We start from the raw sequence: 16,823 nt of genomic DNA on the forward strand, positions 1-16,823 counted from the left end.
CCGAATAACATTTTATTATTATGAGCTTATCCAAATTAGCTGCTACGTTCAGGAACCAGGCAGCGGCCAATAATAACAACATCACCATTAATGCAGCTTCTTTTACAGATTCAGACATGATTCCTCCTGTTGGATTGGATGATCTGCTATCCAAAAGCTATAAGCTGCCTGCTGACTCGTATCTGCTGATCAGTATCCCGGGGGCTTCTATTCCCGATCCCACAGGGAACAGATTAACGATCTCCGGGGCAACAGCTGCCATACTGGGTGTAGAAAAGACAAATACTTCTGTCACGTTGACCGTTACAGCAAATAATGAGGATGAAATTCAGTTTACCATACAGATCAGTCTCTCCAACTGGGTATTTGCCACCAGTTGGCCATATATGACGGGCGGTGTATTTGACAACCTCCCTTATACTTCTCCTTTCTTTATATTCAGCACACAGGAAGTAGCCGCGTTTCAATGGCAGCAACAGAATATAGCCTTAACAAAAGGGCAGAATTTTGCAGCCTTTATCACACTGACCCAATGGCTTCAACCTGTTGTTAATTTTTTCACTTCCTGGACAACTTCTGCAAAACTGGCTCTTGTAGGAAGTATTGATCCCTCCCAGGTCAATAATGAAGACATTGTTTATCCGGAAATGGATCTTTTTGTGAATATTGATGCTACACTTATATCCCTGGGCTTCCTGAAAGTCAGTAACCCCGGCATTGGATTTCAGATCAAAACAGAAGAGGAAACAATAGAACCTGATGATGACGAAGATGCGCTGTACCTGGAATACGAAACAGGTGACGGGCTGATTCTGATTGCGGAAGAAACGGAAAAAGTACAGACCCCTGTTCTCTACTTCCGGTTGTTACTGGCCGCAGGTGATGCTATTGTATTAAATTTCAGTGCTGCTGTTGAATCAGGGTCTTCTTTCTTTACCCTGGATGTTACAAGTGATCCTCAGAAACCGCTCACCCCTCTCAATCTCTTTGGGCTGATGGCCGGACAGAACTGGTTTCAGAATATACCGCCCACATTACAGCAGTATCTGAACAGCATAGCATTTAAAGGATTTAACACCTGCCTGGATTTCAGCAACGGACTCAGCATCACCAGTGTATCAGCATATGTAGGATCGAACGGTGCATGGACGCTCTTTGACAATTTTGTCATTGAGCAGTTTAATGTGAACTGGGTTATTATTGGTCCGGGCACCACCAATTCTCAAACCTTATATTTCAGTGCCAGAGTCAATTTCTTCCCTACCCTTTTTGCAGGCGGCTTTGATGTAGAGATCACTTCAGATCTGATCCTTTCTGCATCCTTTACCGGATCTGTTACCTTCAACAACTTATTATCTGCTGTTACCGCTGGTGCTATCAGCATCCCTGAAAATCTTTTGTTGGTGGAATTTACTGCTTTTGGTATCAATATGGATATTAACAGCAAATACTATGAGTTTTATGCCAATGCCAACGTCGACCTCAATTTCATTACTAATGTTTCGGTAACTGATGGTACCCTGCGGCTGACCTCTTCTTCACCTGCAAGCGGGACCGGTCCCAGTATATTTACAGCCCAGGTATCAGGTCTGTTTGCTATTGGCCAGTTACAGCTCAATACAGAAGTAAATTACAATTCATCAGATGGATGGGATCTAAGTCTGGCTATGCCTGAAGGCAGTAACCTGAACCTGGGTGAGCTCATTAAACAGCTGTTCCAGGCCATCAGTCTTCCTACCAGCTTCCTGCCTGATAATCTGAACATTACACAGTTCTCTCTGAATGCCACTATTCCGGGTGGAAACGGGAAAAGCAGCTATGAAGTAAAAGGAGGGCTGCAATGGATATTTACTTTCCCTGTTATCGATCAGAAGATCAATATCATTGCCAATATACGCCTGAAATACGAAGCAGCAGACAATAACTCGGGTACGGGCAAATATTCAGGTGCTGTTTTAGGCAGTGTAACGTTAGAATACTTCAATGCTGCCGTTGACATCAGCTATAACTTCTCCGAAAACAACCAGCAGCTTGCCATTACCTGGGAAGGTTTTACCGCCATGTATGACGTAAGCGGGCAAAGCCGTACCATTGTGTTTTCCATTAAAAACTGGACACTGGGAGGACTGATCACTTCCTTTATGAAAATGCTCTTCAATCCGACATTTGAACTTGATGCACCGTGGGATATACTCAACAAAATAAGTCTGGACGGCTTTTCGGTTACCTATAATCTCGACACTAAAGATATTAAGGTTACCTATAAACTCCCTAAAACGCTTAACCTGGTATTCATCAATATCAACGGCATCAACCTTACCAAAACACAGAAAGGTGTATTCATTACCTTAGACGGTAATTCCGTAGTACCATCCATCAATGAAAGTAACCTCTTTAAACCGGACAGTGGCGGCCAGGACATTCAGAAAATGCCGGAGGTACCGGGACAGGGTACCCAGTATTTCGACCTGCGCCTGCTGGCAATGGGCCAACATGTAGAACTGGCCAATCCGGCCCAGTACAATTCCATCAGGGAAGTTACCAAAGCCATGCAGGAAGCTTTTATCGAACCCAAACCAGGCACTGTGCCTATAGGACCGGGCTCAGGCAATACCCTTCTGAAATTCAATGAAGACAGCAACTGGCTCATCGCCACCAATTTCGGAATCCTGAATGCAGGTACCAAAGATAAGCCTGTGTGGACTCTGGATATGCAGGTTGTATTTAACGATCCTAATCTGTACGGTCTGCGCATCGCTATGGCAGGCGGCAAAGCCAAGATATTTGAAGGACTCGATTTTGAGATCATGTATAAGAAGATCTCTGACTCTATCGGTGTATATCAGATCGACCTTACCCTGCCCAATATACTGAGATACCTGCAGTTTGGCGCGGTGAATATCACCCTGCCTTCCATTGGTATTGAAATCTATACCAACGGTGATTTCATGGTAGACATCGGCTTCCCTTATAATATGGATTTTTCCCGCTCATTTACGGTACAGGCAATTGTACCTCCCGGCATACCTGCTATGGGCTCAGGCGGTTTCTATTTCGGTAAACTCAGCAGTGCCACTACCAATAAAGTACCTAAAACCAATTACGGTAATTTCAATCCCGTGATCGTGTTTGGTATCGGTCTGCAGGTAGGTGTGGGATATAGTGTAAACTACGGTATACTCAATGCCGGTTTCAGCATTACCATGTTTGGTATCATTGAAGGGGTGATTGCTGCTTATTACCCTTACAGCGGTACTTTGCAGGAAAGCAATAAGGAACAGGTGGAAACATCTTACTATTATTACCTTCAGGGTACCATCGGTATCATTGGTAAATTATACGGTTCCATAGACTTCGGCATCATATCGGCCAGTGTCAACATCACTGTGATGGTATATGCACAGGCAACATTTGAAGCCTATAAGAAAATACCGCTGGCTATTGTAGCTTCAGTAGATGTCAGGGTTTCCGCTAAACTGAACCTGGGCTTTTTCTCTATTACCATTCACTTTACCTTTACTGCCAAAATCCGCTTTGATCTCACTATCGGGACAGACCAGACAGCCAAAGCTCCCTGGAACAACAATCTTGGAGCACCACGCACAGCGGCCCGTATATCTGCACCTGCAGCCACAGTACGCATTGCTCCTGCCCGAACAGCAACACCGCTTGACGGTGTAATACCTGTTGTTTTTGCTGAGACAGAGGTTTTGAAAGCAACAGGAGAACCTGTACCTGACCAGATCGTGATACGCCGTTCTCCACATATGCCTTTAAATTACAAGTCTTTACTGACAGCCGCTTCCACAGACAGCCGACCTTCTTTAAGTCTCTATTTTGTGCCCCATTTAACCGTAGCAGGAACTGAAAACGGTAATCTGGAAGATCAGGCTGCCCAATATGTAGCCACCCTGTTCATCGGTGCTCCTGACCCATCGGATGATGGCAATGGAACAGTTACTTCTTTTGAATACTTATGCAGTGACTTTTTCCGTTGGCTGATCCTGAATTATATCGACCATACCCCTTCACAGTCAAGCCGTTCGGAAGTGGATACAGAAGGTATTTCAAAAGCAGATCTCGATGCGCTGATCATCTTCCTGTCCAGTGAAAGTAATCCTTTTCCTATACCGACCGGCGATCTGCTCAGCTTCCTGCAGAACAGCTTCCAGGCGGTAAATGTTCAGCTTCTGCAGGAGAGCCTTCCTTCAGCGGCCATCTTCCCTATGTTCTTTGATCTTGAGCTGAAGGTACCTGATACGGCACTGGATATTCAGTTTAACACCTATAATATGGCCACACAGGAATATCTTTCGGCAGTGAAAAAATGGTTTAACGAACTGGCTGTAAAGGTGCAGGAAGAACCAGCATCTGCTGCCAGATTTACAGCTGTTACCGATCCGCAGCAATGGAGCATGTCCACTTTTGTATTTGAAGATTATTTTGTACTGTTGGGCAAACAGTTGGCAGGCTACGCATCCGATGCCATGGATAACTTTACCTATCGCCTCAGCAATGGCAACAGTCTGTGGGCGATGCTAAACTGGGCCAATGGTATTTCCGTAGACGGAACAGGCAATAAAGTGAATATTCAGGGGATTGCTACGGCTAATCAGACTCATCCGCTCACCGGCAGCAATCCGATAATGATCTCAGGGGTTATGTATGACATTGCAGAAGGTGACACCTTTACTTCGGTAGCTGCCCTGTATGCTGTTACGCCCGCAATGCTGATCAGAGAAAATGCAGCTGTTCCGGGATTATTAACTCCGCAGACTATTACCTATAAAGGCAATTCCTACAATGTACAGGCTGGCGATACCATCAATTCAGCAGCTTCCGGATTAAAAACAACAGTTAATGATCTGGCAGCTGATCCTGAGTTTCAGAATACTGCCGTACTGACGACGGACAGCTGGCTGGTGATTGGAGGGGCACTCTATACGGCCAGAAACGAAGATACCTTTAACAGTATCTGTACTGATGTATATAAGAATCTTAGTGTAAGTGCACTGCTGATGCAGAACCAGATAACACCGGGCTTATTCATTGCAGGCAACAGCTTTGAATACAATGAGATCGTGTATATGATTGTTCCTGGTGATACGCTTACCAGTATGGCAGCCGCTATTTCAGTATTAACAGGCAGTATGGTCACTCCTCTGGAACTCGCCGGCAGTGCACAGGTGCAGGCACAGCAGGTACAGCCACTCGGCCAGGTACTGATACAGCCTTTTGTGCACACTACTGCTTCCTTCACCGATCCGGTTCAGGCTGATACGCTGGAGACCCTGGCACAACAGTACAATACCACGACAGCCTTGCTGGCTGCCAATTATACCAATCAAAAACAAGACAACCTCTTCTATAACGGCAAAGGATACACCAATGCAAACATCCCGGGGCTGCAGTATCTTACCGTAGGCAGCATTCTGGAATACTTCAGCGATAATCATTCTTATGGACAGCTGTCCGGTATGGTATCGCGTTACCAGCTGCATGGTATGCGCCTGCCTACTACTCTTCCGGGGCTTAGTCTTTCGGCAGGTTCCGGCTGTACAGGTCCCGACTGTGCCCTGTATGCCCTTACCGGCCAGGAATTTACCCTTCCGGCTGCAATTCCTTCCGGCTTTTCTATACAGCTGATCAATAATTCTTTACACTGGCTTCAGTTCAATGGAAAAACCAACCAGGAAGAAGGAGGTAATATCCTTGATATAGCACTAACCTCTGAAGATATTAACCAGATCGGTACTCTGCTTACCTATGCACAGAAAACAGGTATACAACCTGATGTACTGAATTTGGTTCCTATGAAGCCTTTTAATCTTCAGCCGGTGCAGTATACCTTCCAGACGACTACACAATGGCAGACCTCCGGAGCACTGAAGCTGCCTTATGGATCATCCGGAGACCAGAGCAATGTATCACCTCTCATCTGGCAGTTTCCTTCCGGCCTGCTGAACCAACTGGCACTTCCTAAAAAACAAGGCTCGGCATTCAGTATCCAGATCGGGCAATACGACGCAGCCAAAGGTGTTATGGACTACCGCCCATCTTCTTACTATGGATGGAGTACCATGATTGATATAGAAATCAAGTTGCTTGATGCTGATTCCACAGCTCCGGTAAACGCTTACAGCTATGAACTTATGGGTGCAGGTGAAGCAGGTGCTACGGTTCTGCAGAGACTGCTTCTTGCGCTGGATCCAAAATCAGCCAGCAATAATATGGATAAGATAATCGATATACAATGGCTGTATGAAGGCTCAGACGGTTTATTATCCGCCGGAATGGAGCATATGAAAACATTTATCGTACAGGCTAATCTTTCTACCGAAACCAATCCTGATACCTTTGCCCTGAAAAAAACAGAAAATGAGATTGAAGAAGCAACACCTGTTACAGGTGTACTGAACAGCCTCTATGATTTTGTACGTCTGCTGTGGGAATGCAGCATTACCCGTTCAGGAGGCTACTATCTCATGTACAACGAGACCGAAAGCAATACAGGTTTCCCTTCCAGTATATTCGGTAAAGGAGATACGGCCAATATACGCCTGCTGGTTACATATAGCAGTGAATACAATAACAAGCCGACCGATTACATGACCTGTGCCGTAACCGGCGATAAAATAGATGTAAACTCCTGTGTAGTATATGCACAAAGCGAAATGCAGAAAGGATTATCATACAGTGTAAACAAATCGGGCAATACCATTGATGCTATTACTGCACTTTTCAATATACTTCCTGCCGAACTGGTCGAACTGAATAAAAAAATACCTCTTAATACTAAAGCCGATGCCGACTATCCCGTACCTGTTATTATCTTTAATGAACTGATATATGAAGTAGGGACTAATGGTCCGGGCAATACGCTCTCTTCTATCGCTTCTTATTATGATGTGGACGCAGCAGCTATTCAGCAGTTAAATCCTAGCATAAACGACTGGAACAATCTCCAGTTATGGCAACTTATTGTCTTACCTCAGGTACAATACACGATCAGTAACAGTGGCAAAGCAGGCACTACTTTTGAAAGCATTGCAGCTTATTACTTTATAGATACAGCTGCTATGGCCTGGGCTGCCAGAGATGTAATGAACATTTTTGTAAATCCTACCACCCTTACCATCAATGACCAGATCCTGCATAAGGTAACGGCCGTACAGCAAGGTACGGCAGGCTTTGATCTGAGCAGGACGAATCCAAACCCTGATCCTGACCGGCAACCTAAGGTCACTGATCCAGATTATGCTGAAGTATACCTCAACAATATGTATAACCTGCTCAGTTATAAGATCGTGGAGAACCATTGGTTCAGAGAAAGCATTACAGGTCTTCCTGCAGGACCTGCCAAACCGCAGACACAGGACGATGTACTGGGCAAAACAGCCACCGGTCAGGATGACCTGATATGGTACTATAATCAGATTGTTCCCATTTCCAGGTATGCCAAGCCCAATCCCTTTATGACTTATCCGGAAGATTATCCTCAGGAGGCGGGCAATCCTTATCTCGGTATTGGTCACCAGGTACAGGTACATTTCGACTGGGTAGATTACTACGGTAATGTAACCGTCACTCCGTTCACAGATCCAAAACTGAATCCTGCCACACCTGTCAATAATCTTCCTATCCGGACAGGATATGTAGATGAACTGAAAGGACTTGGTAAATGGCCAAGTGTAGAGCTGAGTTATCTGTTTGATTTGGGTACTGATAATCAGCCGGAACTAAAACTGGAATTTAACTTTAATACCCAGCGTTATACCGAACTGCCCGATGTACCGGCAGACCAGCAGCAGGACTGGAAGCAGAACGCAGCCAATGACCTGCTGATCTACACGAATATATATTATCAGCTTACCCAGCTAAATCCGGCAAATGGTAAAAATACACTGACGATTACCCTAAGCACATCACTTACACCTGGTAAAAATGCAGATCTGTCCGGTGACCAGCTCAACCAGCTGCTCCAGTTTGTAAAAGATATTTATACTTATTTATCAGAACGCAGTATGGGCAGACAGGCAACAGCTCCTGCAATGAATCCGCTCACCAGCCCGGTTAATATCGCAGATATTGATACCCGCTCTATATTGCAGCTCACCGTAAATCTGGATTTTTTCAGAGACCTGGAATATGTTAACACTGATTTTAAAGACAGTGCCCTGGTAACCTGTGCCCTTACGCAGGTGAAACCTAAAACAATGTCCACAACAGCACAGGCAGGCACGGGTCCGCAGTACAGTCTGAACGAGTTTGCCGCTTTATTTGAAGCAGCCTTCTTAAGTGTTGGCCATTACGAACTGAAGATTGCCATCGGTACCAATGCTGCAACAGCAGGCGGTGCCAATAGCCAGGCTGTATTTGTAGTCCGTATGGGCTTAAAATCCGGTCAGGGTATTTACTGGAAGGTAAATCAGGCAGGTACTTATCAACTGACGGCTGATTCTATTGCACAACTGGCAGCAGACGGTGTACCGGCAGATGTTACCTCTGCGATCAGTACTTTGACAGGAAGTTTATATGAAAGCAAAGCTCTGTTCGACGAAGCACTGCAGCAGCAGCTGACAGCGGAACAGTTTAACAAGTACCGTATCAATATTTACACTTACAGTCTGCTGAATGCTGTATTTTACGCCCCTAAGCCATTAGCCACAAGTCTTGTTTCCAAAAGCGGTGTACCGGTGTGCAACTATATAACAGGACAGGGGCTGGATTGCAGCAAAGGCGAAGTACAGACCTTTACAGGCATAGATATGGATACCTGGGGAGCTCAGTCTCTCAATGCCATCGATGTGTTCCTGAGCGCAGACTATGCAATACCTGCTTTCCTTGTAGACCAGCTGAAGCAGAAAGAAGAAAAAGACTGGCTGGCAACACAGGATATCAATGCTGACTCTTATCTGCAGGCTATCACTAATGCCAAGACCTTATTGGCTGAAGCTATTGCTTCGGAGGTAAAACCGATACTCACTGCTCCATATGTTCCTCCAATAACCGGAGATAATACCAGTCTGGGCAATGCCAAAGAGAAGTTCAGACAGCAATTGCTTAACCAGCTGGGCAATGCCTATACGGTAAATGCGCTGGTACAGTTTGAGGTAACTGCCGAATCGGATTTTACAGCATCCGGTAACTATCAGACACCTCCACGTCTGTATGGCACACCGGTGATCGGCAACAAAACAGATAGTGATACAAAAGAATACAGCATCTCCACTTCCAAGATACAGTTGAATGAAAAGGATGCAGCCGATACAGACTCTTTCCTTACCTTTAGCTTTTCTACAAAAAATGCCAAAGAATTTACCAGTGTAGATCTTGACATGACCTATGTAATAACCCATGTGGAATGCGACATCAGCGATGTGACAGGAATCAATGGTTATCAGGGGTCCAACTGGCTTACCTTTATTATTCCTGCCGATGTAAACAGCAGTACGTTTAAGACAGTTCCTGCTACCGGATCACTGCAGCAGAATCTGGGTAATGTGGATATTCCTGTGGTATTGCGTAATTATCCTACCCCGCCTACATTAACTACACAAACAGGCAGAGGTGTTTCCGTAGAAGGTGATACTACCAAAACACGCCTGGCCAAAGCATCCGAATGGGACTTCACTTATTCCTATACGGAAGATCAGGCGGCTCAGGACAAGATATTTTCTGATATTGAGTTTAATATGATCCCCAATCCTTCTGCCAGAGCGCTGGGTACACCTACCCGTGATCTCTTCAGTGATCTGGCACAGTTTGTAACCGTGTGGCCTCATGTACTGGATGATTTCAACCGGGATCTTAAGCTGATTACCGCCCAGTCGGACAATAATGATCCTCATCTGATGAATGCTTACTATGCATTACAGACTATGGTAACCCTGGCCAATAACCTCGCTGTTGCCTGGAGCCAGTTTAGCGGACTGCTTTCCGGCAATCCTTATGCCAATGCTACTGTCCGTGCATACGACTTTATTATCCGTCAGACAGATGACATTGATTTTGACAACCGCCTGCTGGTAACGATTATTCCATCTGTGGATATGCCTGCCGATGATCTGTCACTGTACCGTGGAACTAAGGCCGTTATGGAGGTAGACCTTCCGCAAGCCCCTTATGTTACCATTGATCATTATACGAAAGTAAATGCTACGGATAAAAAAGGAACCCCTATTCCTAATGCATATTGGTATCAGGCAGCAGACGGGACCTATCTGTCCTGGGAAGAATCTTTCAACATTCCTTCCCGCACCGTAAACACCGATGCCCTGAATATATTACAGTTTCAGTATGCATGGGCCGGATTGTCTGTTATCCGCAACGAAGATCTTATCCCTTATAATCCGACAGTAAATGACTTTATTTACCGTACGCCATTGGTTAGGTTCTCCAATAAACTGATTCCTTTACTCAGCAGTGATGATATTTTTGATATTGCCAGAATCAGTAATGAAGCAGGCACCACTCTGCCGCTGGCACAGCAATTGGCCAATTTCTTCAGTACCTTCTTCACTTATGATGAACTGGATGAGCAACTGGTGAAACTCAGCGTATCATGGAATTATCCTCTGCTTGCTTCCTCAGGTGATCTTCTTCCTGCCATAGAACTACCGGTATTGATGGCCGCACCGTTCACGTTTGAAATTCCTGAAGATTATACTATGCCTTCCGGAGGATGTCAGCCTGAATTCAGTGAATCTGTTCCATTTGTCTGCCGTCTTGCTCAGACTCTTAAAATATGGTACAGCCAGCACAGACCTGTAAGCAACGGGGCCTGGTTCCAGATCGATATAGCAGTCTTCTCATCGCTCAGCGAGAGTAAACTGCCCCTGATAGAGCTTAAAAATATTGTCCTGTATTATAAAAATATTACTGATCTCAATTAGATCCTCAAAATTTTTTTTGAAGATGATCCCGTGAATTTCACGAACCACAAAAAGCACCAACTGTTCTCAATTGGTGCTTTTTATGGGCTGTTTTTTAATGACGATCAGGATGATCTGATCGTAAGGTAAATATTATATTCCCAATTTATCAGGCTTAAAAACAATCCTTCTTCTTCACAAAAACAGCCTATTTTATGCAGTTTCAGAAAGATGTAGACACTTTATAGAGATCTTTGGTTTTCCTATGTAGATAATCTGTGGTCGGATAAATAACCGGCCGATTCATCCCAGCTTTCAGCTCTGTCTGTGCCCAGCAGAAACAGGAATTCATCATTGCTATTTTAACGGGGACAGGCAGCCGGGCACCCTTACCATATCATTTGTCAGCGGTATTGATAACACTCCGGTTGCCACAGACACGGTTTCCGGCTATGACCGGTTCATTAAGAAAACCATTACCAAAAATCTGCGGTTACAGCTCATTTTCAAGAACTTACAGGTATTAAATCTGAATCACGGCAATTTATATGTTCCCGGACCGGACTTACGGCAAAACATAGGAAACATCAATAAAGTTCCGGGTGATGAGATAGCTGTTATTATCAAAGCTGCCGACTGGCCCGCTATAAATATCTGTTTTATATATAGCTACATGCAGCCGCAATGGATAAAAATCAGAGAAACTGAGATAAGAGAAGAAGAAATACCCGATATTCGTACAGGAAAATCAAAACTATGGAAGAGATAAAAAAACAACTGGATCAATTGTCCGGGTCTAACAAAAAATACTATGAATTTGAAATCTCAAAATTAAACGAATCTGAGAAACAGCACCTTGAAGAACTCGTCCTGCGGATGGTAAAATCCGGAGCCAGGAAACCTCTTGACTGGGCATGGAGTGAATTCCGGGAAGGGCTCCCCCAATGGGCAAGGTTTATGATCCTGAAAGAGATGTATCTCTCTGCTTATGATGTAGGAGGAAATGTGGATGCTGCCGGAGAATTCGGTCCGGAGGTGAGCAGGGTTTATGAAGAAATAAGCTCCGGAATCGGTACAGAAAAGCTTAACCGTTTTCTGACGGCCTATGCAAAGGGTATGCTGTACAATATGCTCGGCATTTTTGATGAAGGGAATTTTGATTATGAAAGCAATGACAGCTGGATCCTGATGACGCAAAACAGGGAAACGGATGAACCGGGAAAACCTGTAAGCGGTCTGCATGAAGATTTTTTGGAGTTTGAAGAACAGATTGAAATTCCTCCTCAAATCTGATGGATAAGTACTGATAAAACCATGCAATTTCTCAGGAAAACTTCAGAATCCGAGAACTAAAAAATAAAAATCATGCAAAAATAACCATACAACATCAGGAAGCCCGATTGCTGCCGATAGCATCGCTGCCGGAAAAAACTTCCTGATGACAGCCCCTTCACAGGTTAAGAAAACGATACGATTATCTGTCTGAAAAACAGATCAGGAAATGCTGTAAAATGGATCGGTAAACCCGGATCGATTATTCTTTTTTCAGCCTGAAGTTTCCGCCTGCATCATCCTTCACGATGCTGTAACCATTGGCCAGTTCCAATACCCAGCCGTCTCCGGATATTTTCCGGCCTTCTGTTCGGGTTGGGGCGGTTATTGAAATTTTGTCCCAGTTCGGGCTCATCAGTGCTCCGTTTTCAACGTTGAGAATACCCCAAAGGTCTGTTACCCGGATATTGGGGTAAACGGTTCCTTTGTCTTCTATGGGTACGATATTTCCAGGATCAAAGGATACATTCATCTTTTCAAACCTGAGTTCAAAGTGGGGACTGTCTATCAGCCGGGATTTGTATCCGGCAATAAGTTTCTTTGTCTTTTCTTCTCTTGCTGTTTCTTCCTCTGTTACAGCCCGTCCATTATAGAGGCCGGATATCTTCTCAACAGATTTCTTTAAATCGCCCGGAAGCTTAATGGTGAATGCTTTTATGAAATAACCCGTCAGGTCTGTTTTTGCTGTAATCTTCCTGTTCCAGCTTTTATCTTTATTATACAGAAGATATCCGTAGATTGGTGTGGTATAATAAGCAAATGAGCGCACAAAGGTAGGACTTTTGAAAAAATCGTCTGTTTTTTTTACAAAGAACGCAGCGGTCTGTGCTTTGTTCCTGCCACTGACTATGACTCCTGTAAATTCTGCAATTCCCTCATTCAGTTCCAGCAGGTTTTCTGTATCTGCTGAATCAGGATAGAGTGAGTTTCTGTATTTTCTAAAGGTAAATGCATGGGTCAGATACCGGTTTAATTCTTTTTCCGAGGAAGACATCAAGGCTTTCTTTAATGCTTCCAGCTCCAGGCGCAGATAAATTCTTCCATCCTTTTGGTCAAGGTGATTATTCTCAACATTATTGAGTTCAAATCCCAGGGAAGGCTGAATACTGTGAAAAGACTCATGAGCCAGTAAATTAATCCTGCTCTGTTTATTCCGTGGAAGAGGCAGCATAATCATGGCCCATCTTTTTCCATTCCAGTTTACAGCGGTATTGGCTATATTTATCTTATTGGGCAGAATTCCGGAATAGATGGTTCCATTGGGTTTCAGCGCTCCTTCATTATCCGGCTCATTGGCAAAAACCTCTCTTGTTTTAGGATCTATTAAAATTACAGGCCCGTACAAATCCTTATTCCAAAGCTCTCTGTTTTCTTTTGAAGCCGTTTTAATTTCATTAAAATAAGCAGAAATACTATCGTTGGGATATTGTTGATTTTGTCCCCTGATGCTGTACAGAGATAAAAAAAACACAGTTACTAAAACAGATTGTCTCATTATTTTTGAATGTTTTGCTGTCAGAATTCAGATTCCGGATGTGATAGTTTTTTAATATTTACCCTGAGAACCTTTAATCTGCTAATATAATGAATTACCTGAACAGTTCTCCAACCTGTTTTAATAATGCCTGCTTAACTTTTTTTAAAACCCGAAATTCAGGTTTAATTCTGTTTATTTTTATATTCTTTATACAGACAGTGGAGATGGCTTTCTTCTGCACGAATATAAAAAAGCCTGTTTTACAGATTGCAAAACAGGACTGAAAGTTGTGTTTACTGAACAATATATTGTTTTTATCTCTGGAGCGCCATGTCCAGTTCTTTTCTGAAAATTTCCGGCTGGTCTACCCAGATATTATGCCCGGCTGATCTGATCAGTCTGAAAACAATTTTCTTATAGTTCTTTATCTGTTCCCTGTACACTTCCCCATTAAAATCAAGGAAATCATGATCACCGAAAATAACGGTTGTTCTGGCATTGTCATTAAGTGATTTTCTGTAATCGTATTTCCAGTTTACAGTTTCCGACATTACAGATGCGTCCTCTTTATAGTAATGGAATCCGCCACGCATCAGTTTATACCTGTCGATTCTGTATATATTGGACGAAGCAAAAGCCATCCGGTTAAAATCTGTTCTTTCCCTGTCGCTGGTAAATTTACCTTTCAATTCCTTATATCTTTTATAGATGGGTAAAGCTTTTACCTCAGGTCTTGAGCTCAGAAATTTCACCTGTTCATTCTGCCGTTTCGAAAAAACACTTGCCATACTGTCAGACTTTGGAAAGATTGCGCCTACCAAAACCAGGTTTGAAACCTTTTCCGGATGCTGCTGAAGATATTCCATCGCAACCAGTGTTCCCATTGAATGAGCCATAATCCTGACTTTCTTACTTCCCAGCTGTTTGATCAGTAAGTCCAGATCATTCACATTTTTCTGAAAGGTAAGCTTCTCTTTCGGGCCGGGAGAAAGCAGAGAACCCCTCTGGTCATAGAGTACGAAATGATATTTCTTTTCCAACCCTTCAATGGCATCCAGCATATAATCATGATTGGCACCAAAACCTCCATGAATTACCACTACTGTGTCTTTTCCCGTTCCTGTTTCCCGTACATAAATATCCTGGTTATAAACATCAAGACTGTCCGGGGTTCTAAGATACCATTCAGTATAATTTTTACTCTGGCCGAAAGACTGATTCCATAAAGTGATAAAGCAAAGGACGACAAACCTTGCTAAAGGGGTTGTTTTCTGTTTCATATAGTTGGACTAAAAATTGTTTTCACCCGGTCTGCATTTCCGGATTTAGCGCACAAATATATTTAAAATTGGCCCACTTCAGCTGAAAAGACTTTATCAGAATCGTGAAAAACGCAGAACTCATTGCCACGAATGTACTGAGATTCCTGCTGTTATTTATTTTTACCTGAATGAAACGGGCGCGGTTGCCGTGTTATCTAAAGATTTCCGTATACCACCATATAATCAGCATACTGCAGTTTGTCATCCAGCCAGCTGATCAGTTCATTTTTAAACTTTTTCACATCCGGATCTTCTGTTTCCGGATGACGGATTCTTTCCATGATCTTTCTGCATGCAGCATTGTCAAAGTAATTATGTCCGCAGTCATCAAAACTGTCATCGGAATAATTAATTTCAGGATACTGTACAGGAAAGGCCGCTTTAAATGCATGGATAATGTAACCGAAGTCTGCTGTGGGAATAAAAGCATCATTCCGTTTTGTTGTTTTATAATATTCCCCGGAGGCTGTTATCGGCCACAGGATGAATCCTATTTCATTCCGTGGTGAAGGATGCTCTCCTGTTGTAATAATTACCGGAAGTGCATTGATCTTTTCCGTGGCTTTTGCCAGATCATATCTGCATTCATGATAATATTTTTCAGCAGTTTCCTGGTTACAGGCAGCCGCTATACAGATCTCACTGATATTATCACAATGAAATTCCATCTCGCTGGCCCGGACATCTCCGTTATTCTTTTTTAAAAGCTGAATGGCCCTGCCCAGGGGAATTGATATGCTGTTTCTGAGCATATTGAGTTTTCCGGTATCCATGAGATTGATCTTTTCTTTTTATGGGACTCAAACTATTTTTGCTAATATAAAAAAAAACACCGGCAAAACTAAATTTACCGGTGTGATCAGATGTGTTGATTAAGGTCTCATATTAAAAATTATAAACAAAAAATTCTATTGATTACAGAAACACTTTTTTCCATTTGGTCATCGAGTTTCTGCTTAATCCAAAATGCCTGGCTACCTGCGAATTGTTCATTTTATGGGTTTTCTGATAATCCAGGATCCGCAAAATATCAGATTTACTGTAAGAACGGTGTTTCTGGTTCTGCTTTCCTGTTTCTTTATCCTTTGTACCGAAAATTCTTTTATTAAGTTCTAAAATATCAATTACCGACAGTTCTTTTTTTCCCAGCAGTTTTTCACATTCCTGTTTTTTATGAGGAAAATTCCGGGTAATAATATCAGAATAAATCCGCTGGTAATTGGGTTGGCTACATTTTTCCATCTTAGTATATATTTTGTTAAATTCAATTTTTTCAATCAATGTATTCCTGCCTCACAGTTATTTTTTGGTCTTACTTTTACAATGCGCTGTATTTATTGATCCATTTATTTAAAGTGCTGTTAGGTATTCCGTATTCATCAATAATCTGTCGTTTGTTTTTTTCCCCGGTCTTTATCAGTTCAAGGATAAAAGTGATGATCTCCTGGGTATAGATATTCTTTCTGAATTTCGGCAGCTTCGAAACGTCTGTTCCGCTTGTCAGGGCTGAAGGCGGAGCATACAATATCAGATGCTGGGAATAAATCCTGAAAAAATCATACTCAAGCAGTTTGCACCATCTCATGAGAACATTAGTCGGAAGGTCCTCCTGAAGATACATTTCATTGATCTCTTTCTCTGTGCAGTTCATAAAGCTGCAGATACGGGATATATCAGTTCTGTTTTCTGTCACCCGTAATCGGATCAGTTTTCCAATATGAATATTTCTGAAATTTGAAATCATGCTGTTCGGTTATTTAAGAAACAGCCCTGTCAGGAAACCTCAACAAGGCTGTTGGTTTTTAATACTTTCCGTGG

General features: G+C 43.1%; 7 protein-coding genes. 2 read left to right on the forward strand and 5 right to left on the reverse strand.

The window, feature by feature from the left end:
- Positions 1-20 precede the first annotated feature (20 nt).
- Both AC106S_RS04535 and AC106S_RS04540 read left to right on the forward strand, forming a co-directional pair.
- On the forward strand, positions 21-10,895 hold the full coding sequence (locus AC106S_RS04535; protein WP_482437947.1) for a LysM peptidoglycan-binding domain-containing protein: 10,875 nt from the start codon (positions 21-23) through the stop codon (positions 10,893-10,895).
- A gap of 735 nt (positions 10,896-11,630) precedes the next feature.
- Positions 11,631-12,167, forward strand: a complete 537-nt coding sequence (locus AC106S_RS04540; RefSeq protein ID WP_482437948.1) for a hypothetical protein — start codon at positions 11,631-11,633, stop codon at positions 12,165-12,167.
- Positions 12,168-12,408: 241 nt separating this feature from the next.
- Here the strand turns inward: AC106S_RS04540 and AC106S_RS04545 are convergent, their stop codons facing one another.
- The 5 genes from AC106S_RS04545 to AC106S_RS04565 form a co-directional block, all read right to left on the reverse strand.
- Positions 12,409-13,701 carry a hypothetical protein gene (locus tag AC106S_RS04545; protein WP_482437949.1) on the reverse strand — a complete coding sequence of 431 codons (1,293 nt, stop codon included), beginning with the start codon at positions 13,699-13,701 and terminating at the stop codon, positions 12,409-12,411.
- Between the two features lie 296 nt (positions 13,702-13,997).
- Entirely contained in the window at positions 13,998-14,963 is a 966-nt protein-coding gene (locus tag AC106S_RS04550; RefSeq protein ID WP_482437950.1) for an alpha/beta fold hydrolase, read from the reverse strand.
- A gap of 197 nt (positions 14,964-15,160) precedes the next feature.
- Entirely contained in the window at positions 15,161-15,778 is a 618-nt protein-coding gene (locus AC106S_RS04555) for a hypothetical protein (RefSeq protein WP_482437951.1), read from the reverse strand.
- Between the two features lie 142 nt (positions 15,779-15,920).
- Positions 15,921-16,247: a helix-turn-helix domain-containing protein gene (locus AC106S_RS04560; protein WP_482437952.1), complete on the reverse strand. Its 327-nt coding sequence runs from the start codon at positions 16,245-16,247 to the stop codon at positions 15,921-15,923.
- A 76-nt stretch (positions 16,248-16,323) separates the two neighbouring features.
- Complete coding sequence (locus AC106S_RS04565) at positions 16,324-16,656, reverse strand: hypothetical protein (RefSeq protein ID WP_482437953.1); 333 nt, start codon at positions 16,654-16,656, stop codon at positions 16,324-16,326.
- Positions 16,657-16,823 lie beyond the last annotated feature (167 nt).

The sequence above is a fragment of the Chryseobacterium sp. FR054 genome (genome assembly GCF_056844565.1).